Genomic DNA, 24,103 nt, shown 5'->3' on the forward strand with positions numbered 1-24,103 from the left:
ACGTTATCAAATAACTATTGCTTCAAGTAACTATCGCTTCAAGTAATAACAGTCAATGAGGAAGATAAGGATGTCAAACATCATCGGTGAAAAGGTCACAGCGCCTATGGCGCCTAAAGCAATTCCGCAAGAAGCATTTGATTGGTACGACGAATACGCACATGGATTGATAGACAGACGAGAATTCATGAGACGTCTCTCTGGTCTTGTCGCATTAGGCTTTACGATGTCAGTCTTAACGTCAGCACTGACACCGAACTATGCACTGGCAGAGCAGGTGTCGTTTAACGATCCCGCAATCAAAGCCAGCTACGTCAAGTTTGATTCACCGAATGGTCACGGTGAAGGGCAAGGGTATTTGGTCGTGCCACGAGAGTTGGTAGGCACCGCGCCTGTCGTACTGGTTGTGCATGAAAACCGTGGGCTTAACCCTTACATTGAAGACGTCGCGCGAAGATTAGCCGCGAAAGGTTTTATCGCCTTTGCCCCCGATGCACTCTATCCGTTGGGCGGTTATCCAGGAAATGACGATGAAGGCCGCGCGATGCAAAAGAGTCTAGATAGAGAGAAGATTGAAGCGGACTTCCTAGCCGCTGCGAGCTTTTTGAAATCGCATGAGCTAAGTAACGGAAAATTAGGGGCGGTCGGTTTTTGTTTTGGCGGCTACATAGTCAATATGCTGGCTGCGACCATTCCTGAGCAGTTGGATGCAGGGGTGCCTTTTTATGGTACACCTGCAGCGGAATCTTTGATCCCGAAGGTGAAAGGGCCGTTGATGATTCAGTTCGCGGGTCTTGATGAGCGTGTCAACGCCACTTGGCCGGAGTACGAGAAAGCGCTTAAGGCCAATGGGGCGAACTATCAAGCCTACGTTTACGAGGGCGTGAATCACGGATTTCACAATGACTCCACCGGACGTTACGCCGAAAAAGAGGCCGAGCTTGCTTGGCAGCGAACATTGGAATTTTTTGAGCAACATCTTAAAGCGTAAAGAGCACACAAAAACGCCGTCACAGGGTAAACCCTGTGACGGCGTTTCATTTTACGTGAGTACTATCTACAGGTATCGACTTCTCAGGTGATTTTGGAAGAACTGAGCGTTCAACACTTCGCTTGTTGCCGATTTAACCAGCTCATCGGTTGTCAGTAAGCTGCCCTTGCTCCAGATGTTATCGCCCAGCCAAGCAAAAATAGGCGTGAGATCACCAGAGTGAATAGCTTCATCCACATCCACGGTTTTCTTCATCGCTGCCATAAACTGCGCCGCGTACATGGCCCCTAAGGTGTATGATGGGAAGTAGCCGAAGGCGCCATCCGTCCAGTGAATGTCTTGCATGCAGCCATTTTTGAAATTACCGGCGGTAGAGAGACCGAGATACTGGCGCATTTTGGTGTCCCAGAGCTCGGGAACATCTTGGTGGGAAATATCACCATTGATCAAATCACGCTCGATCTCATAGCGTAAAATGACGTGAGCCGGATAGGTGAGCTCGTCGGCATCAACACGGATAAAGTCTTTTTTGACGCGAGTATAAAGCTTTTGAAAGTTCGCTTGACTAAAAAGCGACGTATCGTGTCCGGAGAAGTGTTGGGTGGCAAGTCGCGATAGATGGGCAATAAACGCATCACTGCGGCCCACTTGCATTTCGAAAAACAGTGATTGAGACTCATGAATACCCATTGAGCGAGCTTCGCCTGACGGCAATCCTGCTAGTGCTTTGGGTAAACCTTGCTCATAACGGGCGTGGCCTGTCTCGTGAACGATGCCCATGAGCGATTGTACAAATTCGTTTTCATCGTAGCGGGTGGTAATTCGCACATCTTGCGGTACGCCACCACAAAAAGGGTGGACGCTCTCATCCAATCGGCCATGATCGAAATCGAATTGCAGTAGTTTCATCACATCCAGCCCGAGCGCTTTTTGTTGCTCGGTGGGAAAATGGCCTGTTGGGGTGAGGTAGTGCTCAGAAGACTGCTTTTCGATCACCTCATCGATCAAGGCAGGTAGCCAGCTTTTTACGTCGGCAAACAGCGTATCGAGTGACGCTGACGTGGTGTCCGGCTCGTAAATGTCGAGCATCGCATCATACGGTGTCGATCCGTTGGCATCGGCACGAATTTGCGCCTCTTCTTTCGAAAGTTTAACGACTTCTGCCCAGTTTTTCTCAAACCCGATCCAGTCGTTTTGGCCACGCTGGGTACGCCAAGCGTGTTCACATTTCGAGCCCGCTAGGGATTTGGCTTGTACCAGTGCTTCAGGCAGCAAATTGGCTTGTTGCCACTGGCGTTTAAGCTCTCGCAGTGTGGCGCTCTCTTCAACGCTGAGCGTTTCTGTTTCTGCTTCGGCAAACCAATCCGCGAGCTGTGGCTGGGTATGCAATTGATGAATATGCACGGATAGCTCGGCCATTGCCTCTGAGCGAGCTTGATTCCCTCCGCTCGGCATCACTGCCGCTTGGTCCCATCCACAGATGGCCGCTAAGTGATTAAAACGAGAAATTTTTTGGGAATGCTGTTTGAGTTTGTCGAATGCGCTCATGACCACACCTTAGGTGACTGGGAAAACCAAAATCTTAACAACCTCCTCAGGATTGACCAAGGGGTTTGCGTTCAATAATTGCAGCAAGAAGCATAATCATTGCCTATTTTGACGGCCTTGCTATAAGATGGCGATCTTTCCTGAGATGACCTGGTTATATCTCGCGCTGACTGGAGCCTTTGCTCCCCAATAATAAGGACCTGCAATGATCAACAATATGGAAGCGTTTTTGGTCGCCATCACCATTTTGACGTTAACCCCCGGACTCGATACTGCGCTTGTGATTCGTAACTCGTCGCGTGGCGGCTTTTCCGATGGTGTATTAACCAGTTTGGGGATTTGCTCGGGCTTGTTTGTCCATGCCACCTTTTCTGCGATTGGTATCTCGGCGGTCTTGGCGCAATCGGCTGAGCTATTTAGTGCGGTGAAAATGGTCGGCGCGGCCTATTTGATTTGGCTAGGTGTAATGTCCATTAAGGGGCTGTTCAATGGCCAATTGGATGCGGGGATCGCGGTGCAAACGGTGGCGCACACCAAAGCCACGGCGTGGCGCTCACTGCGAGAAGGCTTCTTGTCGAACGTGCTGAACCCTAAAACGGCGGTGTTTTATCTGGCGTTTTTACCTCAGTTCATCAATCCAGAGGGTTCTGCGTTTGTGCAGTCATGTGTGATGGCTGCGATCCATTTTGTGATTGCGATGGTATGGCAGTGTGGACTGGCGGGCGTGCTGACTCGGGCTAAATCTCTGCTTCGCAGTGCGCGTTTTAATCGCTGGATGGAAGGGACCACCGGCGCGGTTCTTATTGCGCTTGGTGTTAAACTGATGATTGAAAAACCGCAGATTTAAAGAGAGTTTAATCTATACACAATGTATTAGAAATCACAGTGGATTAGAAATGAAAAAGCCCGCGCTTGCTAGAGCGCGGGCTTTTTGATCACGTCACCTTACACGGTCGTCTTACGCGGTGGTTTTGGCACTGCTACCCACCGACAGCGCAGCAAAGTACAGTTTAGTCTCTTCGACCACAATGTGGCGCAACGCAATCAAGCCGATAAGGTTAGGAATGGCCATGAGTCCGTTGACGATGTCGGCGATGATCCAAATCATATCGAGGTGAAGGAACGCACCAGAAGCGACCAGAGCGACAAAGATGACTTTGTAAGGCAGTACAGCCTTAGTACCTAGTAAGAACACAACGCAACGTTCGCCGTAGTAGTTCCAGCCCAAAATAGTCGTAAAGGCGAAGAAAATCAGGCCAATGGAGACGAGCAATGGACCTAGCGTGTCGGCGTTAAGTCCGACGGCAAAGGCGTGAGTGGTCATGGCCGCACCAGCAAAATCACTTTGCCATGCGCCAGTCAGGATCAAGGCAAGGCCCGTCATAGTACAGATGATGATGGTGTCAAAGAAGGTGCCGGTCATCGAGATCAGACCTTGCTTGACGCAAGAGTCGGTCTTCGCTGCGGCCGCTGCCATCGGTGCGCTACCCAGGCCAGATTCATTCGAGAACACGCCGCGGGCAATCCCAGATTGAATCGCCAGCATAATGCTTGCCCCTAGGAAGCCGCCTGTCGCTGCGGTTGGTGTAAAGGCAGAGACGACTACCAATTCAACGGCAGCGAAAAGCTGATCAGAATTCATGATGATGACACTCAAACACGCCATCACATAGAACAGCGCCATCATAGGCACCACTTTTCCTGCGACTTTCGCAATCGACTGAATGCCACCTAGCGTTACAAAAGCGACCAATAGCGTCAGTACGACCGCCGAGACCTCACGGGATACGCCAAACGAGATTTCAGAAGCATCCAAAATGGCGTTAACCTGCGGGAAGGTACCGATACCAAAACAGGCGACACCGAGGGCGAAAATGGCAAATAGCACGGCTAAGGTTTTAGAACCGACACCATATTGCAAGTAGTACATCGGTCCGCCGACCATTTGACCTTTATCATCCACTTTGCGGTATTTCACTGCGAGTAGACACTCAGCGTACTTGGTGGCCATGCCAAATAGGGCCGCCAACCACATCCAAAATAGTGCGCCGGGACCACCCAGTTTGATGGCGGTGGCGACACCAACGATGTTGCCCGTACCTATGGTGGCGGACAGGGCGGTACAAAGCGCAGCAAAGCTGGAAATATCCCCTTGCTTGCCGGAGTCTGATTTGCTGAACACCATTTTCAGTGCCGTGGGAAGGTGTCTAAACTGGAGCAAGCCTAAACGAAAAGTAAAATAGACACCGGTACCCACCAACAAAATCAGCAGGGGCGGTCCCCAAACGAAATTGTCGATAGTGATCAGTAAAGATTGTAGGTTATTCATGGGTTCCCCTTAAATTGATAATGCTTAAATAAGGAGAAGAGGGAAAAGCCGAGATCGATGATCTCAAAAACGATAGACAGGAAGCTACCGAATAACGGGTCTTTTCACTCCTCTGTCCTTTTGCCTGAGAGTTTCACCTAAAAATAGGCTTGCTCCTTCGGCGACCACTTTCTACAACAAGGTAGAGCGGTTCTCTCCAGAGGTTCCTCCAACTACAGTCCTCGCTACCTAAGTAGCACCTGAAATAGTTAATTCTTCGGCGGGTTATCTTAACTAAATGTTAAAATTTAGTTATTAACCACTCTCCTGCAGTCTTCGTCGGAACAATTGCTCAATGCGTTGAGCAAAAGATGGTCAATAGTTCTGTGCTATTAACGCGAGAACTGTAACACTTTTTTTTGTGAGATCAAGCGTGTTTTTGCACTTGTGATCGTTTTAAGAGGGGAGGGCGCGGAAAACGCTGAAAGTATGGTGAATTGAGGGGAAAAAAATAGCGCTCAACTGCGCTATTTTTGAACAATCAAAGATGAAAGCTTAGAAGTAGTTGGCGTCTACCAGCTCGCCGATCTCCACGTTGGTCACTTCTTCGCGTTTTTCTAGCCACGCGCCAACCAAAGCTTGCTGCTCAGCCGTCGCATTGCCGTAGCGGGCCACACTGCATAGGAAACCGTCAAATGTCTCAAGGCCACCGCCACCGAAGCACAAACCAAGGCTGTCGATGTAGTCAATAAAATCATCCACAAAGTGGTCGTAGCGGTCGAAATCTTGAATGTTGGTTTCACAACGAATCTCGAAACCCAGCACGGCAAATTCGCCGAGGAACAATTTCTTTTGAATACGACGTTTTTTCTTCTCTAACTGATACGGTTTCATGTTTATCTCCCATTTGGTGTCGCGCTCTTTATACCCCAAAAGTGCAGCTTGCCCAAATGAATCACTCATAAAAGGTATTAAGCGCGGATAATTTGCGCACTCACCTAAGTAAACAGAATAAAACTACCGGACGCTGACCAAAAGGCGCGAAAAAATGGTATAAATGAAAAGGTTATCAAGTTGCCCCCAAGCATGTGGGTACAGCTAAGGAGAGGCTATGACAAGATTGTTAGCGATTGCCTTTTTGGTCGCATTGGCATTTGTGTTGATCCGCTATCGCACGAGCGAAAAACTGCAAAAAGCAGTGGTGGTGACGTTGATTTCAGGATTTTTAATTTATACCGTGACACTCGTGATCACCGAGTTGATTCGCTAGTGGAGCAGGAGTCATACGTGAATAAACAGACAGACGTAGATAATGATGATGTGGTCGTTATCGAACAACGCGACAAGCGAACCTACCTCTATATTGCTATAGCAGGTGTATTGGGTATCGCACTAGGAGCATTAATTGGCTCGAGCGTGACGGCGTCAAAGTGGCAACAGACATACCACGCGTTGGAATCGCAGTATCAAACGCTGGTGTCAGACAAAAAACAGCTCGTGGTGACGGTGGAAGAAAAAGTCGCCAACGTTGACGTTGAAGTGCAGCAAAAGCTGGAGCAAGCGATTGAAGAGCAAAAAGCGCAGTACGAGGCATCAATCGCTCAGCTTGAATCGCAAGTGGCGGAGCTGGAAAAGGTCAACCTGTCCCTAGAGCAACAAGTCGGCGAGCAGAAATCACAGTTAGCGGATGTCGCGGGTGAAAATGCGCAGCTTAATCGCCAAGCCGATATGCAGGCAACCATGTTTGAGCGTTCGCGTGAGCTCTTCCAACAAGAACTGAGAGTCAAACAAGAATTAGCCGCATTGCAAAAAGAGCGCGACGAGTTGGAGCCTAAGCTAGCCTCACTGAAGAAAGCGTGTGACACCTTTCTAGAAGGCACGTCTTGGGAAGCGAAATCGGATGCGTGCGACAAACAAGATGCCGCCAATTCTCGTTTGAGCCAAATCAACCAGATGATTCGTGTCCATCAAATGGATCTTGAAGAGATGAAAGCGATGGCAGAACAGCTCGGGCTGTAAAGTTATCCCTACATTCATGTAAAGAGGAAGCGGTGAACCCCTTCCTCTTTTTTGTATCTGCTTGTTCGACAAAGGTATTGGATTGACGAAAAAGTGTGGAAATTATGCAACAAAGTCGCTATAAATTTTAAATCACCCACAGATTAGGGATGGCAGTGCAAGAGAATTTATTCAATCGGTCGATCGGAATGGCGATTCAAGTGGCCTATGTTCTCTCTATTGCCCTGATTTCTCGCACCCTGCTGCTCGAACACGAGATGGGCAGAGCGGCGTATTTACTCTTTCCCCCCTTAATGATTTATGCTTTGTTCACTCAATCTGAGCAGCGTAAGCGTATCTGCGCGCTGTTAGCGGCGAGCCTGATTTTTATCGGTGGGCTGATTGAGCCGTTAGAGATGGATGCCATCGAAGAGAGCTTCATTTTACTGCCACTCTGTTTCATCGTCCTATTTCCCGGGTCGTTTTGGCCTCTGGCTATCGCGGCATTACTGATTGTCAGCTATCTTCACAGCCTAGATCCCGATGACTTTGACGAGTTTATCGAAGACGCCATAGATGTGGGCGCGATCACCGTGTTCGCTACCCTGATGACGTATTACATCAAGAAAACCCAACAACAAACGCTGGCCTTTAAAAAAGACAGCTTCACCGATTACTTGACCAAGCTGCCCAATATTAATGCCTTCTATGCGGCGGTATCGGCCATGAACGAGAGTAATGCACACTGTTTTGGGGTATTGCAGATTGGTCTGCACAATTTCAAAAGCGTCAATGACAAATTGGGCTATCGCAATGGTGATGAGCTACTGCAATCTTTCGCCAGCCACATCAGTGGATTAATAGAAAACCAAGCCCAAATGTATCGCATTGCAGGCGATGAGTTTGTCGTGCTGGTGGAAAATGTCCATGTAGAGCGAAAGCTGCAAACCGTGCTAGACACCATTCTTACCAAACACAGCAAGCTGTTTGTAGTCGGCGACACGACCTATCGGCTGAATTTTTGTGTGGGGGTCGCATTGGCCAAGCACGCGAATGGTGTGGTGAGTCTGTGGGGAAAAAATGCGAATTTGGCACTCTATCGCGCGCTATCCCAAGGGCCCGGCTCCATCGTTTGGTACGATGACCAACTGCTCGATGAGACGATTCGTCAGCATCAGTTAGAGTCGGAGATGAAGCAGAGCCTGCAATTGGGCCATTTCGTTCTGCATTATCAGCCTAAGGTCTCTATGATCAGCGATCGCGTGGTTGGAGCCGAAGCGCTGATTCGTTGGTCACACCCCCAGCTTGGTATGATTTCGCCGTTCGAATTTATCCCGATTGCAGAACGAACTGGGTTTATCGTGCCTCTTGGCCGTTGGGTGATTACGCAAAGCATTAAGCAGGTGAAAGCTTGGCATGACTCTGGGCTACTGATCCTTGTGTCGATTAATGTCTCTACCGTTCAGTTTACCCATGATGACGTTGCCAGTTTTATCATCGACGCGCTTGATAACGCCCAGTTGCCTGGAGAGGCGCTGCAAATTGAAATCACAGAATCGACCTTAATGAGAGAGCCCGAATATGTGGTGGAAGCGTGTGAACGTCTGCGAGAGCGAGGGATGTCGGTGGCCATTGATGACTTCGGGATTGAATACTCGTCGCTCAACTACTTGAAGCGTTTGCCCATTGATGTACTTAAAATCGATAAGTCATTTGTTGATGATTGCACCACTGACATCACCGATCACATGTTGGTGCGAACCATTATTCAGATGGGGCAAAACCTAGGCAAATCGGTCGTGGCAGAAGGTGTTGAGACCTCTGAGCAATTATCTCTACTGTTTAATGAAGGGTGTGATGAGTATCAAGGCTACTTTTTCTCAAAACCGCTGGACGCACAGGCCTTTTACGATAAAGTGACCCAATCCAACACCCACTGATCTCTGTTATGACTCTTCAAGCTGACCTTGTGACACTCGCACTGCCCTCATTGGTGCAAAAACTGGGCAGAGAGAAGTGTCAAAACCTCAAACGACTCGCGCAGCAGCACCACTGTGTGTTGAGCCGTGTTAGGCGTTCACGCCACTGGCAGTTGGTAGGGGAAGAGGGGGCGCTCAATGCTCTCTGTCATGAATTGCTTAGCCGCGAAGATAGCTGCGAAGATTATGCCTACGTTAGGCAAAAAATTGACACGCTCATCAATGCGCGAGTTGCCGCGCGTGCTCCTGCGCCGTTGCCACTCAACATCCAGCTTGCTCAGCTTATCGCCGGTAATCCCAGTATCACCTTAACGGAACTGATGGCGAAAACGGACTGCACACTCGCTCAAGCGAGGTCCGCCCGTTTTCAAGAGGAGTCTTGGTAACGGTTGGTGCGTTACTGCTCGTCGTCTTTTTGTTCCACTCGAGTGACCAGCAATTGGTCTACTTTATGGTCATCGATGTCGACCACCTCAAATTTGTAGCCAGAGTAGGTCACCGAATCAGTGCGTCGCGGAATTTTCTTTAACATAAACATCATAAAGCCGGCGATGGTTTCGTAGTTTTGTGAATGGGGCAGTTCGTCAATTTGCAGCGTGCGCATCACATCGGTGATCGGCGTGACACCATCGACCAGCCAAGAGTGCTCGTCACGGGCGACAATTTGCTCTTCGCCTTCGGCCAACACCCAGCTGCCCATTACGGCACTTTGCAAATCATTGAAAGTCACAACGCCCATGACCAAGGCGTATTCGTTCATCACCACAGAGAAGTCGACGCGATTGGATTTAAAGTATTCCAACGCTTCCGATAGGCTCAAGGTGTCAGGGATGATGGGGCAGGTTTGCACCACGCTGCTACTTTTAAGATCCAATGTTTGCTCATTGATGAGGCGGATCAACAGTTCGGTTGAATTGACAAAGCCTTTGATCGCATCGAGCTGGCCATCACAGACTAAAAATTTGTGATGAGGGTTGTCGGCGATCTTGCGCTTAAGCATGGTTTCATCGTCATCAAGTGAGAGAAACGCAATGTCTTCACGCGGCGTCATGGCAGACGTAACGGGGATCGATTGCATCTGAAACACGCTTTCCATCATTTGCTGCTCGTTCGTATCGAGGACGCCTGCTTCGGCTCCTGCATCCATGACGGCGTAGATGTCATCACTGGTGATGTCGTCATTGCGTTCGGCAGGGACGCGCAATAGGCGAAAAATCAGCGTCGCCAAACCGTTAAATACTAGTACGATGGGTTTGAGGATCAGAATGCACACCAAGAGTGGTTTCACGAGGGCCAACGCGACGGTTTCCGGCATCGCCATCGCAATGCGCTTAGGCATCAGATCGGCGAACAAAATAAACAGGCTAGTGACCAAGGTAAAAGAGAGCACAAAGCTGGCCTGCGCGATCCACGCAGCGGGCACCCAGTGGCTCAACATAGCAGCAATATACGGGGTAAACGCCGATTCACCGACGATACCGCCCATGATAGCCACGGCATTGAGGCCAATTTGCACCACGGTAAAAAAGTTACCCGGATGGGTTTGTAGTCCGAGGACTAAGGTCGCGCGGTGATCGCCATCGTCAGCGAGTTGGCGCAGACGAATTTTACGCGCCGCAGCCAACGAGATTTCTGACATGGAGAAAAAGCAACTGGTTAAGATCAGCGCCATGATAATGGAGAGATTTTCAAGTAGACTCATGGAGGCTATCCGAATAGAAAAGTTGCGCCATTCTAGCCACAACTGACCACGATATTGGGAAAACTTCCACGAAATCATTTTGTCGTGACGATAACGGCTCTAGCGCTTTATCGTCCTCGCCTTATCAACTAAGCTTGATAGAAAATTCTGCAGGATAAGTGAATGAAATATAGCTTTAATTTCGAAGATGCGAGTCAGATATTTGTCGGCGCCTTTGCGCTTGCTGTGCCGATTTCGTTCTCTGAAGAGGCGTGGCGTTTGGGTGAAACCTTACCGCCGCTCAATTTGTTTCTCCTGTTTTCGCTCTCGGTGGTGTTCTTAACCCTGTTTACCTATCAAAGCGTATTCCAAAGTAACGTTCAGACGCGCAAATGGGAGTTTGTTGCGCGCATCGTCGCGGCGTATTTGATTGCGGCGTGTGTGGTCGCCTTAGTGCTGGTCTGTCTGGATAAGTTGCCCCTGATGGAAGACCCCATCACCTCATTTAAGCGCGTGGTGGTGATCACCATGCCAGCCTCCATGGGTGCCATCGTGGTCGACAGTTTCGATAAGGAGTGATGCATGATACGTTGCAGTGACTATGACTATATTGAAATTGTTTGCCTCTACCGTTATCCCGTGCGTTTGGCACTCAAAGATGGCACCGAGATGGAAGGGATTGCGCTGGATACGCGCCGAGATGAGAGCAGGCGAGAAGCCATGCAGATCAGCATCCATCAACAAGAGCGTTTGGTGGTGCTCGATGAGATCAAACAGTTGTCAGTTTTGGTGGAAAATCCGCATTTTCGCGACATCACATTGAGATAAAACCCATCCGTTTCCTTACTTGGATAAAACAGATGGGCTTGTCTGTGCCTTTGGCCCGTTTACGCTTGAGTCACGTAGTGCTGAACAAACTCGGTCACTTTCACCATGTCATCAATGGCGATGTACTCTTCTGTCGTGTGCACTTTTGCCATACCCGTTGAGATGTTCACGGTCGTCAGCCCTTTGGCGTTAAAGTTGTTGGCATCACTGCCACCACCGGTGCCTTTGGTGAATGGCTGTGCGCCAATCGCGTTAAAAGAGGCTTTAACCGATTGAATCAATGGTGACGCTTCGTCGATGACAAAGGCGTTGTAAGCACGCGTCGATTCAATCTCAACCTGTGCGCCGTGGGCGTCAGCGGCGCGCTGGAAAGTCTCAATCATATGCTCAACTTGCGCGTCGAGTTTGTCGCCATTGAGCGAGCGCGCTTCTGCCACTACCGTCAGTTCAGGCATCACAATATTGGTGGCGTTGCCCCCTTCGACAATCCCGATATTGGCGGTGGTCTCTTCATCAATGCGCAGCAGTTTCATTTGCGTGATCGCCTCTGCGGCAATTTGAATGGCGCTGATGCCTTCTTCTGGCGCAAGGCCTGCGTGTGCTGGGCGGCCGATAAATTTCGCGACGATTTTCTGTTGGCCCGGGGCGGCATTGACAATGGTGCCAATCGGGCCGCCGGTATCAAGTACGATGGCGTGGTTGGACTCGATAAAGCTCATATCAAAATGCTCAGAGCCAAATAGGCCACCTTCTTCATGCACGGTGAAAGCAAGCTCAATGGTTTTGTGCGCTTGATTGTGCTCTTTTAGCACGCGTACCGCTTCCATGATAGCGGCAATGCCCGATTTGTCGTCGCCACCTAGGATGGTCTCTCCTTTAGAGCGAATAATGCCGTCTTCAATCACAGGTTCAATACCTATGCCTGGCGTTACGGTGTCCATATGACAGCTGAACGCGATGCTACCTGCTAGGCTGCCTTCCAATTTCGCATACAGGTTATGACCGTTAGAGATATGAGCCGGGACGGGCAGTTTGTGTACGGTGAAACCGAGCTCGCCGAGCTGCTCTGCTAGGTGTTCTGAAATCTGTTTTTCATTGCCTGTCTCACTGTCGATTTTGACAAGCTCAATAAAATGCTCGACCAAGCGTGATGGGTTGATGTGACTCATGGTCTACCTCATGGGTTGTGGTGAGGGGAATAGATGGCGTTAGCCTAATGAGAGCGAGCGCCATGACGCTGCGCCAAATCAAATCGAAGGCGGATTTGACTCAATCTTGACTTAAGTGGCGAGGAGTTCGCCACTGCTTAAGGAAATTTATCACACAAGAGTGATTGTAAAATAATTGTTACTGCCATTGGCCGGATTTGGGATAGTTAAATCATGTGTTTATGGTGATTTCATTGTGGTGTTACATTAATTTTACATTTCGAGGTGGTTTTTTGAATAGGTGCCAAATCGAGCCTCGATATTTCATTAATCGTATCAATGGGCGAATTTAAAGGCGATAGAGATCAACAACAGGTGAGGATAACACCATGAATACGGCACTAAACCCGTTAGGCACAGACGGATTTGAATTTGTTGAATATACCGCTGCTGATGACAAGGGCATTCAAGATCTGAAAGCGCTGTTTACGTCACTCGGCTTTGCAGAGGTAGCAAAGCATCGCTCAAAAGAGGCGTGGTTGTATCGCCAAGGGGACGTCAATTTTATCGTCAACGCGGAGCCTCACAGTCAAGCTGAGCAGTTCTCGCGCCTACATGGCCCTTCGGTTTGCGGCATGGCGTTTCGAGTCAAAGATGCTGCCAAGGCACTTGAGCATGCGTTAAACAATGGCGCCGAGCGCTATGTCACGGAAATCGGTCCTATGGAGCTCTCCATTCCGGCGGTGTACGGCATTGGTGATAGCTTGCTTTACTTCGTTGACCGCTACCAAGACGGCAGTATCTATGATGTGGATTTCCGATTCTATGCCGATGCTGACGAGCGCATGAACACTATGGATGTTGGGTTGTTTGAAATCGATCACCTCACACATAACGTTAAGCAAGGCAACATGGACACCTGGGCTGGATTTTACGAACGGATCGGTAACTTTAAAGAGATTCGTTACTTTGATATTGAAGGCAAGTTGACCGGTCTTGTGAGCCGAGCGATGACCGCGCCGTGTGGCAAGATTCGTATCCCAATCAACGAATCGTCTGACGACAAATCGCAGATTGAAGAGTTTATTCGTGAGTACAACGGCGAAGGCATTCAACACATTGCGCTGAGCACCAACGACATCTACCAAACGGTGCAGACTCTGCGCGATCGCGGCATGGACTTTATGCCTACCCCCGACACCTATTATGAAAAAGTGAATCAGCGTGTCGAGGGGCACAGTGAAGAGCTCGCACGCCTGCGTGAGCTGCAAATTCTTATCGATGGCGCGCCGATGAAAGACGGCATACTGCTGCAAATTTTCACCCAAACGGTGATTGGCCCGGTGTTTTTTGAAATCATTCAACGTAAAGGCAATGAAGGATTCGGTGAAGGTAATTTCAAGGCGCTGTTTGAATCCATCGAAGAAGATCAAATTCGTCGCGGGGTACTGAGTGATGCGTAAATGGATCACCTTTCCGCATCGGGAGGGCGTCTGTTCTAAGCAAGCCCATGCGGATTTTCCTGATGAGGCCATTTTTGAGCGAGAGGCCGGTCGCAGTGGATTTTTCGGTCCTGCCAGTCACTTTCATCATCGACACGCGCCGACGGGATGGAGTGAGTGGCAAGGGGATCTTAAGCCACGCGCGTTCAACTTCAATCAGATAGACAGTGCCCGTCAGTCCTCCCCTTGGCAAGTGCCGAAGCTGTTACATAATCGCCATTGTAAGGTTCGAGTGTGGCGCTGCGAGCAGTCGATGCGTCATTTGGTGCGCAACGCCGATGGTGACGATCTGCTTTTTATTCACCAAGGCAGTGGGGAGCTCTATTGTGACTACGGTCACTTGTCGATTTGCGAAGGGGATTACGTGATGATTCCACGTTCGACATCTTGGCGCCTAGAGATCTCAGAACCCATGTTTGTGTTGATGATTGAAAACAGCGATGCCGCCTATTCGCTACCAGAGAAAGGCATGGTCGGCAATCACGCGGTATTTGATCCTGCGGTGCTCGATGTGCCCAGTATTAATAAGGCGTTTAAAGCGCAGTATTCAGAGCAAACCACAGAGGTACACATCAAACGCCACGAACAGGTGAGTGTGGTGACCTATCCGTTTAATCCTTTGGATGCGATTGGTTGGCATGGTGACTTATCCGTGGTGCGAGTCAACTGGCGTGATATTCGGCCATTGATGTCACATCGTTATCACCTGCCGCCATCGGCGCATACCACCTTTGTCGGTGAGGGATTTGTCGTCTGTACGTTCGTACCGCGCCCAATTGAAAGCGATCCCGGTGCGTTGAAAGTACCGTTTTTTCATAACAATGATGACTATGATGAAGTGCTGTTCTACCACGCCGGAGATTTTTTTAGTCGCGACAATATCGAAACCGGCATGGTGACCTTTCACCCCGCAGGGTTTACTCACGGGCCGCACCCCAAGGCGTTTCAGGCCGGTCAAGCTCATAAGAAAACCTTCACCGACGAAGTAGCGGTCATGATCGATACCCGACATGCGCTCGACATCGGTCAAGCGGCGAGTGAGGTGGAGAATATTGATTATGTCTACAGTTGGCGTCAGCCCACGGGCAAGGAGGAAGTATGAAGCTCGCCAGTTTGAAAAATGGAACACGCGATGGTCGGCTTGTTGTGGTTAGCAAGGACTTAAGCCGTTATTTGGATGTATCAGACATTGCGCCGACCTTGCAAGCTGCGCTTGATGATTGGTCCAGCGTGGCGCCGCAGCTTGAGACTCAATATCAACGTTTGAACCTAGGCGAAGCCAAAGATTCGCTGGCGTTTTCGGCTCAGCAGTGTGAGTCTCCTTTGCCACGTGCGTATCAATGGGCAGACGGCTCTGCGTACGTCAACCACGTCGAATTGGTGCGCAAAGCACGCGGCGCGGAGATGCCGCCCAGTTTTTGGACCGATCCACTGATGTATCAAGGTGGGTCGGATCACTTTATTGGTCCAACCGATGACATCCCACTGGCGGATGAAGCTTGGGGCATCGACTTTGAAGGGGAAGTGGCCGTCATCACAGGTGATGTGCCGATGGGCGTCAGCGCTGAGGAGGCCAAATCTTCAATTCGGTTGTTAATGTTGGTCAATGATGTCTCGTTGCGCGGGTTAATCCCCAATGAGTTAGCGAAAGGCTTTGGCTTTTTTCAATCCAAACCGTCGTCGGTGTTTTCTCCGGTCGCGGTCACCCCAGATGAGCTAGGGGACGCGTGGGATGGCGCAAAGGTGGCGTTGCCGCTGCTCAGCCACTTCAACAACGAACCGTTTGGCTGCCCAAACGCTGGTGTGGACATGACCTTTGAGTTCCCTGAGCTTATCGCGCACGCAGCAGCAACACGCCCACTGGGCACCGGAGCCATTATTGGCTCAGGCACTGTTTCCAACAAGCAAGGCACAGATTACGGAACGTCTATTATGGAGGGAGGTGTTGGCTATTCCTGCATTGCCGAGCTGCGAATGATTGAAACTATCCGTGATGGTCAGCCTGCCACGTCTTTTATGCGTTTTGGCGATCGCATCAAAATAGAGATGCTCGATGAGCAGGGCGCGTCGATCTTTGGCGCTATTGATCAACAGGTTGTGCGCTATGAGTGAGCGGATTCTTTACGATTACTGGCGTTCCTCTGCGGCGTATCGAGTCCGAATTGCCCTCAACCTAAAAGGCTTGAGCTATCAATCACGCCCGACTCATCTAGTCAAAGAGGGTGGTGAGCAGCACAGCGATGCGTATCAAGCGATCAATCCTGCGAAGTTAGTCCCTGTGCTGGTGGAGGGTGATAGGCACATTCACCAGTCACTGGCGATTATTGAGTATCTTGATGAAACCTATCCACACTCAAGATTGATTCCACCGTCAGGCGACGAGCGATATTGGGTCAAAGCCTTGGCTTTGGATATTGCCGCGGATCTTCATCCCATCAATAACTTGCGCGTGCTCCAGTACCTCACTTCGACATTGCACGTCAGCGAAGAGCAAAAACAGCAGTGGTACCGACACTGGATTGAAGTCGCGTTTGAGGCGCTTGAGTCACGTATTAGCGAGCGTCGCGGCTGCTACTGTGTTGGGGATGAAGTGACCTTAGTGGACGTCTGTTTGGTGCCGCAAGTCTATAATGCACATCGCTTTGACCTCGATATGCGGCGCTATCCCAACATTGCGGATGTGACAGCGTCACTTGGTAAGTTGGCGGCGTTTGCCCGCGCGCGACCTGAGTGTCAAGCCGATGCACCAGAGAACGGTTAAACGCCAAGATAGTAGAAAACCAGAGACTAAAAAGCCACTCGTTGAGAGTGGCTTGTCGTCCTTGAGAGAAGTGCTGATAACTGTCTAACTCACAGTGAGTGTGATAGGCGCTCGCGTTGGCGGAGCTCGGCAAGATTGAATTGACGCACATCCAGTGTCGCGTATTCAAAACACTTTTTGCAAGAGTGGTGGTACTTGCCATCGACATAATCATGCTTGGTGAGTAGGCTGGGCTTTTTACACCAGTCACATACTCCTTCGATCGTAAACATCTCGTTCTCCCCATCTTACCCGAGTCTGTTTGTCTTGCTCAGGTTTATTGTCGGGCAGGATTATGACATACAGAACACGGTTAGGTTAATGATTTGTTATCGAAGTGGGATGGAGATCGATTGCGCGACGCCGAGTTTTAAACGCTTGGTGAAAACTTGAACAGGATGCGCTGAGTAAATGTAACTATTTGTTAACCTCTTTAATCAGAAGCTTGAGCGCACCGTTAAGACGTTTCATTTCCTCTTCGCTGCCTTTGAGATCCGGGTGATAAATCTTACTCAATTGCTTGTAACGTACTTTGATTTCACGCTCACTGGGCAATTGTGAGGGCTTAAAGCCAAACATTGCACTGGCTAAGTGAACCGGTGAAGGCGCCGCAGGTTTGCTCTGCGTTGGACGAGCGGGAGAAACCTTGCTCTGCCCTTGCAGTTTTTTAAATTCACGGTAGAGGGTTTCAAGCTGGCGCTTTTGCTGCTTGAGCAGAGCATCTTGCTCTTTAACTCTGGTTTGCATTTTAGACGCTTGAGCATGGCCTTGTTGCTCAGTCGCGGTGCGCTGGCGTACTAAACCTCTTTGCTTGCGCCACAGCCAAATGCACAGGCCACTTGTTAGCAGGCAAAGACCCATCAAGCCGAACAAAACACCATCGTGCTCTTGGCTGGCGTCGATGGTTTGGGCTTGAGGGCTGAGGGTGATGGATTCATCGTCAAAGGCTACGTCTAGTTGACTGATGGCCGCCACTTGCTTGGCTCTCCTGGCGTTAAATTGTGCTTCTAAGACGCGGTTGTATCCGTTTTCGGCGTCACTTTGTAAGCTTGGGTCAGTGGCATTTTGCGCAGCGAGTTGAAACCACACCTTGGCAAGATCAAGGTTGTCGGGTTGTACTGACAGTTGCTCATAGACTCGGCCAAGTTGCAGCTGAGCTTGAGCGTCATCGGCCAATGCCAATTTCGTAAGCCAGAAGAGGGCTTTTTCTAGGTCGGGTCTGACGCTGTTATTATCAAGCGACAAGCTGGCTAATTCAAACGCAGCTTGACGGTTACCCCCTTGCGCCGATGTTTCGAGCCAATAGAGGGCATCATCGATCGTTTGTTGATCGGGGTTTTCTTGTGCAAGGTAAGTGCTGGCGAGTTGGAACTGAGCGTGAACATTATTCGCTTGGGCTTGCTGCTGAAGCTCTTCAAGCGTATTGGCCCAGAGTGGGGTGCTCAGAATAAGGAAAAGTAAAGCCGCAAATCGAGTCAAAAACAACGTCCGTTTGGTAAAGTTGACCAGTGATACCTTTGATTATACTCAGCCGCGCAAAGATGTGTATGCCTCTTAACCAAGTTGATGAGTGCGCGGCGTCGCTTTTCTCTCATGCCGTTGCCGATCTAGCGTTGAAGCATCGAGCTAGCACACTCTTGGGCTAACGCACTCTTGGGTTAACGCAGCAGTTTTGGCGCTTGTCCACCATCGATCGGGCGATTGACCGATACGGTTCGACCTTTCTTAAGACCCACTTCGTAATCTTCTGTGATGTTTTTCATCGCTTCACGTAACTGCTGCTTGAAGGTTTCACGATCGATGTTTTGAAACTCTTTATCGATGTAGTCATCGATTTTTTTCGCAGACTCTTCATCTGGAGAGATGATAGGCAGTTTTTCTAGCGCACCTTCCACCCATCCAGACAAAAACGAGTTCACGCGGCGAGTGACTTCGGCGTTAGATGTCCCGGTGCCTGCAAAACTGTTTCTGAAACGACCAGTCTGTTCGTTCATTTCGCGGTATACGATGTCAAAAGCGAAGGCGGCGAAGATGGCGCGATCCGCTTCGCCAATAAACTCCACGCGTTTTAAACCCTTATGGTTCAAAAGCACTGCCTCAACGCCGAATTTGGTGTTGATACCACGGATGATGCGCAGCAGATTCGAGCTGACATTGGCAGGGAGTAAGTGTGTCGATTGGGTTTTGCCCATCTTGATAAACTCGATATCGTCCTTGTCGAGACCATATTTGAGCATCAAGCGATGTGCCATCTTGATGGCATTGGCGGCTTCGTTAACGTTGGCTGAGTTTCCGAGCTCCAGACACTTCGCTATTTTTTTGAGGGCTTTTTGTTTATCCATCGACAGCTAAGGGGTAACTAATTTAACAAAGTCGGCTATTTTAACGTGTTCTGTCATAAAACGGAAATGGTGATGTAGGAAAACGCCACCGAAAAGTCGATGGCGTTTGAAGGGGGTAAAAACCGCTGGGCTGAAAAGTTGGCGGATTTAGATACCTAGTTCGGCGAAGATGTCATCGGCATCGTCATTTTTATCGGTCGATTTTTTCTCTTTGTCCTGCATCTCTTGGCGCGCTTTCTCTAGGATGCTGTCTGGCGTTTCATCTTCGTCGTGGCTTTCAAATTCTTCGAGCTGAATAAACTCAGTCTTATCCATCGCCAACTCTAAGTAGAAGATGTTGCCTTTCTCAGTCGAGAAGGTCACACGTCGCGCTTGAGGGCGATCAAGGTTGGTATCGACCGACAGAATCACTTGTTTGTTGAGTGACAGCATTTTAGGTTGGTTCTGCGTGATGTGGGTTTGCAGATCTTTGCGCACTTGGTTGGTGAACGCACCGACGAGCTGGTTCATCAGCTCACCCAGTACATCGGCCACTTCGTCGGAGGTGTGAGTGACGGCGAGCTCTTCTTCCGGCATCCCCATATTGCGCATGTAGTTGGTGTACACCTCAAGCGCGGCTTTGGCCGTAAAGTTGATCACCACCAACCCAGAAAAACCACCATCAAAGAGGACAAAACAACCGAAGTCCGGTTTTAGGCTGGTCTTGGTGATTTTCTGCACCATGGCAGAGTAGGTAATTTGAGAGCTGGTCGCAGAGGTCATAACGCCAGAAACGGACTGGCATAACTTAAGGAGAATGTCTTCTGTCGTGATGATTTTGTTTTTCTTCATTGATGAATCGCTCATAAAAGCACTTTAAATCAAGTCCATGATTTCTAAGTGTGGGAAAGAATTGCGAGAAGTTCCAATTTGACACTGCATTTCTGTTTTGATCACCCTTTTAAATGTTGTAAAGTGACCTAACTCAAATTATAACCCGAATGTATCGAACCCAATGCTGATAGGATCAGCGCAGTAGGGGCAGGAAGCAAATGTTACCAAGATTACACTCTCAACCAGATGTCGATCCCGTCGTCCTCGGTTTTCTTGATGAATTAAAACTCGCCGGTTTCAGCGGCGATATCGAAAGCCAATACTCAAGTCGCCTCGCTGTCGCCACCGACAACAGCGTCTATCAGCAACTACCGCAAGCCGTTATCCACCCGAAATCGACGCAAGATGTCGCGCTGATTGGTCAACTCGGCAGCAAAGCCGCCTATGAACGTGTCACCTTTTCACCGCGTGGTGGCGGTACCGGAACTAATGGTCAATCGCTGACGAAAGGCATCGTGGTCGATTTGTCGCGCTACATGAATAAGATTCTCGAAATCAACTCCGAAGAGGGGTGGGTGCGAGTGCAAACCGGCGTGATTAAAGATCAGCTCAATGATGCAGTGCGCCCATACGGCTACTTCTTTTCGCCAGATCTTTCCACCAGTAACCGCGCAACCTTGGGTGGCATGATCAATACCGATGCCTCGGGGCAGGGGTCACTCAAATACGGTAAAACCTCTGATCATGTCCTGTCATTGCAAGCGGTGTTTGCCGATGGTTCGATTCTTGAGTCGGACTTATCTCATGGGCTACCGAAAGAGGGCGAGTACGCGCATAAAGCGTTAACGGTGACTGAGCAAGTGTGCCGCGACAAACGCGCGCAGATTAACGCTAAATTCCCGCCGCTTAACCGTTTCTTAACGGGTTACGATTTAAAAAATGCGTTTGATGAAGCAAACGATACCTTCGACATTACTCGTGTGCTGTGCGGCGCAGAAGGCTCGCTCGCTTTTATCACCGAAGCCAAGCTCAATCTCACGCCAATTCCCAAAGCACGTACCCTAGTTAACGTAAAATACGACACGTTTGATTCTGCCTTGCGCAATGCGCCGTTTATGGTGGAAGCCAAAGCGCTCTCCGTTGAGACGGTGGACTCTAAAGTGCTCAACTTAGCCAAAGAAGACATTGTTTGGCACACCGTCAGCGATCTGTTAGCTGATGTGCCGGGCAAAGAGATGCAGGGCATCAACATGGTGGAGTTCGCCGGGCAAGATGAGCAGGAAGTCACACAACAAGTGAGTGACTTAACCGCCCGTCTAGAAGAGATGCTCGCAGCGGGTGAAGCTGGGATCATTGGCTACCAAGTGTGTGATGATTTGGCGAGTATTGGCCGTATTTACAATATGCGTAAAAAAGCGGTGGGCTTGCTCGGCGCGGCGAAAGGACGCGCAAAGCCGGTCGCGTTTGCCGAAGATACGTGTGTGCCACCAGAAAACTTGGCCGATTTTATCTCAGAGTTTCGCCAACTGTTGGATGACAAACAGCTGAATTACGGCATGTTTGGCCACGTGGATGCGGGGGTATTGCATGTGCGTCCTGCGTTGGACTTGTGCGATCCGAAACAAGAAGCGCTGATGCACCAGATCTCCGATGAGGTGGTGAAGCTTGTGGCCAAATACGGCGGTCTTATGTGGGGCGAGCATGGCAAAGGCTTCCGCTCTGAATACGGTCCGGAGTTCTTCGGTCAAGAGCTCTTTACTGAGCTGCGCCGTGTTAAAGCCGCCTTTGACCCACACAACAAAATGAACCCTGGCAAAATTTGTACGCCGCTCGATAGCCAAGAGTCTTTGGTTAAAGTGACCGATACCAAACGCGGCTACTATGATCGCCAAATCGATGTACAAGTGCGAGATAGCTTTAAGCAAGCAATGGAGTGTAACGGCAACGGTCTCTGTTTTAACTATGACACCGCTTCGCCAATGTGCCCGTCGATGAAGGTCACTGCCGATCGCCGTCACTCGCCAAAAGGACGTGCAGGGATAGTGCGAGAGTGGTTGCGCCAGTTAAGTGAGCAAAACATTGATGTGCTCGACCTGGAAAAGCAGACGCTAGAGCGCACGCCAAGCATCAAGACTATGAGCGACCGTGTCCGCAATACACTCAACAAGCTTCACGAATACGATTTCTCTCACGAGGTGTTTGAGGCGATGAGTGGCTGTTTGGCCTGTAAAGCGTGTGCGAGCCAGTGTCCGATTAAAGTCGATGTGCCGAGCTTCCGCTCGCGCTTTTTAAATATCTACTACTCACGTTATCAGCGTCCAGCGAAAGATTATCTGGTGGCGAACATTGAAACCATGCTGCCTTTGATGGCAAAAGCGCCTAAGTTGGTCAACGGCGTACTTAGCCAAAAGTGGGTACAAGAGATGACGGCTGCCACCGTCGGTTATGTGGATGCGCCTTTGCTCTCAACACCGACGCTGAAATCGCGCTTATCCGCGCTTAAGCCGTTTAATCTTCAAGAACTTGCCGCGCTCTCTGCGGATGACAAGCAAAATCACGTCGTGATCGTGCAAGACCCATTCACCAGTTACTACGACGCGCAAGTTGTGGAAGATTTTGCCAAGCTGGTACAAAAGCTCGGTAAAACGCCGATTTTGCTACCGTTTAAGCCCAACGGCAAAGCTCAGCATATCAAAGGCTTTTTGAAGCAGTTTGCCTCAAGCGCGAAAAACACCGCCGCCTTCTTAGAGCAAGTGGCCGATGTCGGCGTACCGTTAGTCGGCGTCGATCCTGCGTTGGTTCTTTGTTACCGCGATGAATATAAAGAGGTACTTGGTGAGGCGCGCGGCGATTTTGAGGTGTTGACCGTGCATGAGTGGCTCTATCCGAAATTGTCAGAGTTTGAGGTCAACAGCTCAACCCGTGATTCAGCCAATAATGACGAACCTTGGTATCTGTTTGCGCACTGCACCGAGAAAACCAAGATGCCAAACGCTGAGAAAGAGTGGGGTGCCATCTTTACTCATTTCGGCGCCAAGCTAAATACCGTGCCAGTGGGCTGCTGCGGTATGGCGGGGACGTTTGGTCACGAGGTGGATAAGCTCACCATGTCGAAAGACATTTATCAACTGAGCTGGAAGCCCAACTTAGACGCATTGCCTAAAGAGCGCTGTTTGATCACCGGCTACTCATGCCGCAGTCAGGTCAAACGCTTTGAATCACAGGTGACTCAGCACCCGTTACAGGCGCTGTTGCAAATCGTATAAACTGATCTCACCCTAGGTCACGCTCTCAATAGCCCAGAACTCGCCTCTGGGCTATTTTTATCATATCGGCGGGTAATAACACTGCCCAAAACACAAATCAGTGGAGAACCAAGATGCAAAAGCTCGAACTTAAGATCCCTCCCGTTGCGGTATTTATCGCGATGTTTGTTGTGATTGCTAAAGTCGCTCAGCTCTTCCCAACGTTGCGCTTTCCACTGCCGTTTGGCTTTACCGTGTTTGCGATCTGTTTTGTTTGCGCTGGCTACGTGGGGATCACAGGCATCATCGCCTTCAAACGCGCCAAAACTACCGTTCACCCACAAAAGCCCCACGAAACATCACAAATGGTTGTGAAGGGCATTTATAGCATCACGCGCAACCCGATGTACTTAGGCTTATTCCTTCTGCTGTTCGGCTTTGCCTACTGGCAACAAAACCTGCTCTCCATCCTGCTATCGTTCGGCTTTGTCCTCTACATCAATCGTTTCCAAATCGAACCCGAAGAGCGCGTCTTAGAGCAACGTTTTGGCCAAGCGTTTATTGATTACAAGCAGAGCGTGCGCCGGTGGATTTAGTGGTAAGGTGATTGGAGGGTTAATATTTGGTGGTATTAGAAGTGTTTGGTGGGTGGCTCGGAAATGCCCCTAAATGAGTTTCGCCAAAAAATCTACATCCACATGCGAGTAGGTTTTGACAAAGTAGCTTGAATTGGGAAGGACATGAGTTCATTGCAAACCTGCGTGAAGATCATGTGTGGAGTGCGATTAAGCGTGATTTTAAAGATGCGAGCTTCTCAACTTTAGTCGGTGTAGGTAAGCAACTAGCTGAAGGGTATGCATAGAAAAAGGTCGAATTTCTACTGAATTCCGAATCATAAAAAAGAGTAAGAGATTCGACAT

The 24,103-nt window shown here is 49.7% G+C and carries 24 protein-coding genes and 1 riboswitch; of the genes, 15 read left to right on the plus strand and 9 right to left on the minus strand.

Going from position 1 to position 24,103, the window contains the following annotated elements; translation table 11 throughout:
* Window positions 1-70: 70 nt before the first annotated feature.
* The gene (locus tag AC6R1A_RS11530; RefSeq protein WP_500632438.1) at window positions 71-991 is read left to right on the plus strand and encodes a dienelactone hydrolase family protein; all 921 of its coding nucleotides are present in this window, start codon (window positions 71-73) and stop codon (window positions 989-991) included.
* A gap of 66 nt (window positions 992-1,057) precedes the next feature.
* Here AC6R1A_RS11530 and AC6R1A_RS11535 read toward each other — a convergent pair whose 3' ends face one another.
* Window positions 1,058-2,539 carry a carboxypeptidase M32 gene (locus AC6R1A_RS11535; protein WP_500632437.1) on the minus strand — a complete coding sequence of 494 codons (1,482 nt, stop codon included), beginning with the start codon at window positions 2,537-2,539 and terminating at the stop codon, window positions 1,058-1,060.
* A gap of 205 nt (window positions 2,540-2,744) precedes the next feature.
* Here AC6R1A_RS11535 and AC6R1A_RS11540 point away from each other — a divergent pair, with 205 nt between their 5' ends.
* Window positions 2,745-3,386, plus strand: a complete 642-nt coding sequence (locus AC6R1A_RS11540; protein WP_500628425.1) for a LysE family translocator — start codon at window positions 2,745-2,747, stop codon at window positions 3,384-3,386.
* 111 nt (window positions 3,387-3,497) lie between these two features.
* Here the strand turns inward: AC6R1A_RS11540 and AC6R1A_RS11545 are convergent, their stop codons facing one another.
* Together AC6R1A_RS11545 and AC6R1A_RS11550 are read right to left on the minus strand one after the other, a co-directional pair.
* Window positions 3,498-4,868 carry an alanine/glycine:cation symporter family protein gene (locus AC6R1A_RS11545; RefSeq protein WP_500632436.1) on the minus strand — a complete coding sequence of 457 codons (1,371 nt, stop codon included), beginning with the start codon at window positions 4,866-4,868 and terminating at the stop codon, window positions 3,498-3,500.
* Window positions 4,869-4,970: 102 nt separating this feature from the next.
* Window positions 4,971-5,078: riboswitch (glycine riboswitch) on the minus strand.
* Window positions 5,079-5,402: 324 nt separating this feature from the next.
* Window positions 5,403-5,741 carry a YggL 50S ribosome-binding family protein gene (locus AC6R1A_RS11550; RefSeq protein ID WP_500632435.1) on the minus strand — a complete coding sequence of 113 codons (339 nt, stop codon included), beginning with the start codon at window positions 5,739-5,741 and terminating at the stop codon, window positions 5,403-5,405.
* A gap of 217 nt (window positions 5,742-5,958) precedes the next feature.
* On the opposite strand from AC6R1A_RS11550, the gene AC6R1A_RS11555 reads away from it, so the two are divergent.
* From AC6R1A_RS11555 to AC6R1A_RS11570, 4 genes are all read left to right on the plus strand, one after another.
* Window positions 5,959-6,117 (plus strand): hypothetical protein, encoded by a 159-nt coding sequence (locus AC6R1A_RS11555; protein WP_487902409.1) that lies wholly within the window; start codon window positions 5,959-5,961, stop codon window positions 6,115-6,117.
* Between the two features lie 17 nt (window positions 6,118-6,134).
* Window positions 6,135-6,866: a chromosome partitioning protein ParA gene (locus tag AC6R1A_RS11560; protein ID WP_334550558.1), complete on the plus strand. Its 732-nt coding sequence runs from the start codon at window positions 6,135-6,137 to the stop codon at window positions 6,864-6,866.
* Window positions 6,867-7,015: 149 nt separating this feature from the next.
* Window positions 7,016-8,785, plus strand: coding sequence for a putative bifunctional diguanylate cyclase/phosphodiesterase (locus AC6R1A_RS11565; RefSeq protein WP_500638613.1), 1,770 nt, complete (start codon window positions 7,016-7,018; stop codon window positions 8,783-8,785).
* Window positions 8,786-8,793: 8 nt separating this feature from the next.
* Complete coding sequence (locus AC6R1A_RS11570) at window positions 8,794-9,210, plus strand: ribosome recycling factor family protein (protein ID WP_500632168.1); 417 nt, start codon at window positions 8,794-8,796, stop codon at window positions 9,208-9,210.
* A gap of 11 nt (window positions 9,211-9,221) precedes the next feature.
* Here AC6R1A_RS11570 and paeA read toward each other — a convergent pair whose 3' ends face one another.
* Complete coding sequence (paeA, locus tag AC6R1A_RS11575; protein ID WP_334550554.1) at window positions 9,222-10,526, minus strand: polyamine export protein PaeA; 1,305 nt, start codon at window positions 10,524-10,526, stop codon at window positions 9,222-9,224.
* 162 nt (window positions 10,527-10,688) lie between these two features.
* Between paeA and AC6R1A_RS11580 the strand changes: the two genes are divergently transcribed.
* Window positions 10,689-11,084: a DUF2391 family protein gene (locus AC6R1A_RS11580; RefSeq protein WP_334550553.1), complete on the plus strand. Its 396-nt coding sequence runs from the start codon at window positions 10,689-10,691 to the stop codon at window positions 11,082-11,084.
* A 3-nt stretch (window positions 11,085-11,087) separates the two neighbouring features.
* The gene (locus AC6R1A_RS11585) at window positions 11,088-11,333 is read left to right on the plus strand and encodes a Rho-binding antiterminator (protein WP_500632432.1); all 246 of its coding nucleotides are present in this window, start codon (window positions 11,088-11,090) and stop codon (window positions 11,331-11,333) included.
* Between the two features lie 59 nt (window positions 11,334-11,392).
* On the opposite strand, the gene AC6R1A_RS11590 is transcribed toward AC6R1A_RS11585, so the two are convergent.
* Complete coding sequence (locus tag AC6R1A_RS11590) at window positions 11,393-12,502, minus strand: M20/M25/M40 family metallo-hydrolase (protein WP_500632431.1); 1,110 nt, start codon at window positions 12,500-12,502, stop codon at window positions 11,393-11,395.
* A gap of 368 nt (window positions 12,503-12,870) precedes the next feature.
* Here AC6R1A_RS11590 and hppD point away from each other — a divergent pair, with 368 nt between their 5' ends.
* From hppD to maiA, 4 genes are read left to right on the plus strand one after another with little or no spacing between them, the layout of a single operon-like run.
* Entirely contained in the window at window positions 12,871-13,944 is a 1,074-nt protein-coding gene (hppD, locus tag AC6R1A_RS11595) for a 4-hydroxyphenylpyruvate dioxygenase (RefSeq protein ID WP_500632430.1), read from the plus strand.
* On the plus strand, window positions 13,937-15,085 hold the full coding sequence (locus AC6R1A_RS11600) for a homogentisate 1,2-dioxygenase (protein WP_500632429.1): 1,149 nt from the start codon (window positions 13,937-13,939) through the stop codon (window positions 15,083-15,085). The genes hppD and AC6R1A_RS11600 overlap by 8 nt, the downstream gene beginning before the upstream one ends.
* On the plus strand, window positions 15,082-16,095 hold the full coding sequence (locus AC6R1A_RS11605) for a fumarylacetoacetate hydrolase family protein (protein ID WP_500638634.1): 1,014 nt from the start codon (window positions 15,082-15,084) through the stop codon (window positions 16,093-16,095). Before AC6R1A_RS11600 ends, AC6R1A_RS11605 begins: the two co-directional genes overlap by 4 nt.
* A complete protein-coding gene (gene maiA, locus AC6R1A_RS11610; protein ID WP_500638635.1) occupies window positions 16,088-16,744 on the plus strand; it encodes a maleylacetoacetate isomerase in 657 nt (218 codons plus the stop codon). Before AC6R1A_RS11605 ends, maiA begins: the two co-directional genes overlap by 8 nt.
* 89 nt (window positions 16,745-16,833) lie before the next feature.
* Here the strand turns inward: maiA and AC6R1A_RS11615 are convergent, their stop codons facing one another.
* The 4 genes from AC6R1A_RS11615 to AC6R1A_RS11630 all read right to left on the minus strand — a co-directional run bounded on the left by AC6R1A_RS11615 (window position 16,834) and on the right by AC6R1A_RS11630 (window position 19,956).
* On the minus strand, window positions 16,834-17,016 hold the full coding sequence (locus tag AC6R1A_RS11615; RefSeq protein WP_500632380.1) for a hypothetical protein: 183 nt from the start codon (window positions 17,014-17,016) through the stop codon (window positions 16,834-16,836).
* A 184-nt stretch (window positions 17,017-17,200) separates the two neighbouring features.
* The gene (locus AC6R1A_RS11620; RefSeq protein WP_500632379.1) at window positions 17,201-18,262 is read right to left on the minus strand and encodes a tetratricopeptide repeat protein; all 1,062 of its coding nucleotides are present in this window, start codon (window positions 18,260-18,262) and stop codon (window positions 17,201-17,203) included.
* A 179-nt stretch (window positions 18,263-18,441) separates the two neighbouring features.
* Window positions 18,442-19,125, minus strand: coding sequence for a DUF2786 domain-containing protein (locus AC6R1A_RS11625; protein WP_334550544.1), 684 nt, complete (start codon window positions 19,123-19,125; stop codon window positions 18,442-18,444).
* A 147-nt stretch (window positions 19,126-19,272) separates the two neighbouring features.
* Window positions 19,273-19,956, minus strand: a complete 684-nt coding sequence (locus AC6R1A_RS11630) for a DUF3334 family protein (protein ID WP_500632603.1) — start codon at window positions 19,954-19,956, stop codon at window positions 19,273-19,275.
* A gap of 200 nt (window positions 19,957-20,156) precedes the next feature.
* Here AC6R1A_RS11630 and ydiJ point away from each other — a divergent pair, with 200 nt between their 5' ends.
* The 3 genes from ydiJ to AC6R1A_RS11645 all read left to right on the plus strand — a co-directional run bounded on the left by ydiJ (window position 20,157) and on the right by AC6R1A_RS11645 (window position 24,045).
* The gene (gene ydiJ / locus AC6R1A_RS11635; RefSeq protein ID WP_500632569.1) at window positions 20,157-23,204 is read left to right on the plus strand and encodes a D-2-hydroxyglutarate dehydrogenase YdiJ; all 3,048 of its coding nucleotides are present in this window, start codon (window positions 20,157-20,159) and stop codon (window positions 23,202-23,204) included.
* 113 nt (window positions 23,205-23,317) lie between these two features.
* Window positions 23,318-23,779 (plus strand): methyltransferase family protein, encoded by a 462-nt coding sequence (locus AC6R1A_RS11640; protein WP_500632570.1) that lies wholly within the window; start codon window positions 23,318-23,320, stop codon window positions 23,777-23,779.
* A gap of 128 nt (window positions 23,780-23,907) precedes the next feature.
* Entirely contained in the window at window positions 23,908-24,045 is a 138-nt protein-coding gene (locus tag AC6R1A_RS11645) for a hypothetical protein (protein ID WP_500632571.1), read from the plus strand.
* The last annotated feature ends 58 nt before the right edge of the window (window positions 24,046-24,103 follow it).

This window comes from Vibrio sp. R10-SG3-ISO3 (genome assembly GCF_059834225.1).

Bases quoted from the DNA above. Each gene is read 5' to 3' on its own strand.
- AC6R1A_RS11535 (WP_500632437.1), bottom strand. From the start codon at position 2,539: ATGAGCGCATTCGACAAACTCAAACAGCATTCCCAAAAAATTTCTCGT.
- maiA (WP_500638635.1), top strand. From the start codon at position 16,088: ATGAGTGAGCGGATTCTTTACGATTACTGGCGTTCCTCTGCGGCGTAT.
- AC6R1A_RS11630 (WP_500632603.1), bottom strand. From the start codon at position 19,956: ATGAAGAAAAACAAAATCATCACGACAGAAGACATTCTCCTTAAGTTA.
- AC6R1A_RS11540 (WP_500628425.1), top strand. From the start codon at position 2,745: ATGATCAACAATATGGAAGCGTTTTTGGTCGCCATCACCATTTTGACG.
- AC6R1A_RS11550 (WP_500632435.1), bottom strand. From the start codon at position 5,741: ATGAAACCGTATCAGTTAGAGAAGAAAAAACGTCGTATTCAAAAGAAA.
- AC6R1A_RS11600 (WP_500632429.1), top strand. From the start codon at position 13,937: ATGCGTAAATGGATCACCTTTCCGCATCGGGAGGGCGTCTGTTCTAAG.
- AC6R1A_RS11590 (WP_500632431.1), bottom strand. From the start codon at position 12,502: ATGAGTCACATCAACCCATCACGCTTGGTCGAGCATTTTATTGAGCTT.
- hppD (WP_500632430.1), top strand. From the start codon at position 12,871: ATGAATACGGCACTAAACCCGTTAGGCACAGACGGATTTGAATTTGTT.
- ydiJ (WP_500632569.1), top strand. From the start codon at position 20,157: ATGTTACCAAGATTACACTCTCAACCAGATGTCGATCCCGTCGTCCTC.
- AC6R1A_RS11530 (WP_500632438.1), top strand. From the start codon at position 71: ATGTCAAACATCATCGGTGAAAAGGTCACAGCGCCTATGGCGCCTAAA.
- AC6R1A_RS11585 (WP_500632432.1), top strand. From the start codon at position 11,088: ATGATACGTTGCAGTGACTATGACTATATTGAAATTGTTTGCCTCTAC.
- AC6R1A_RS11615 (WP_500632380.1), bottom strand. From the start codon at position 17,016: ATGTTTACGATCGAAGGAGTATGTGACTGGTGTAAAAAGCCCAGCCTA.
- AC6R1A_RS11570 (WP_500632168.1), top strand. From the start codon at position 8,794: ATGACTCTTCAAGCTGACCTTGTGACACTCGCACTGCCCTCATTGGTG.
- AC6R1A_RS11545 (WP_500632436.1), bottom strand. From the start codon at position 4,868: ATGAATAACCTACAATCTTTACTGATCACTATCGACAATTTCGTTTGG.
- AC6R1A_RS11565 (WP_500638613.1), top strand. From the start codon at position 7,016: ATGGCAGTGCAAGAGAATTTATTCAATCGGTCGATCGGAATGGCGATT.
- AC6R1A_RS11605 (WP_500638634.1), top strand. From the start codon at position 15,082: ATGAAGCTCGCCAGTTTGAAAAATGGAACACGCGATGGTCGGCTTGTT.
- AC6R1A_RS11555 (WP_487902409.1), top strand. From the start codon at position 5,959: ATGACAAGATTGTTAGCGATTGCCTTTTTGGTCGCATTGGCATTTGTG.
- AC6R1A_RS11625 (WP_334550544.1), bottom strand. From the start codon at position 19,125: ATGGATAAACAAAAAGCCCTCAAAAAAATAGCGAAGTGTCTGGAGCTC.
- paeA (WP_334550554.1), bottom strand. From the start codon at position 10,526: ATGAGTCTACTTGAAAATCTCTCCATTATCATGGCGCTGATCTTAACC.
- AC6R1A_RS11580 (WP_334550553.1), top strand. From the start codon at position 10,689: ATGAAATATAGCTTTAATTTCGAAGATGCGAGTCAGATATTTGTCGGC.
- AC6R1A_RS11640 (WP_500632570.1), top strand. From the start codon at position 23,318: ATGCAAAAGCTCGAACTTAAGATCCCTCCCGTTGCGGTATTTATCGCG.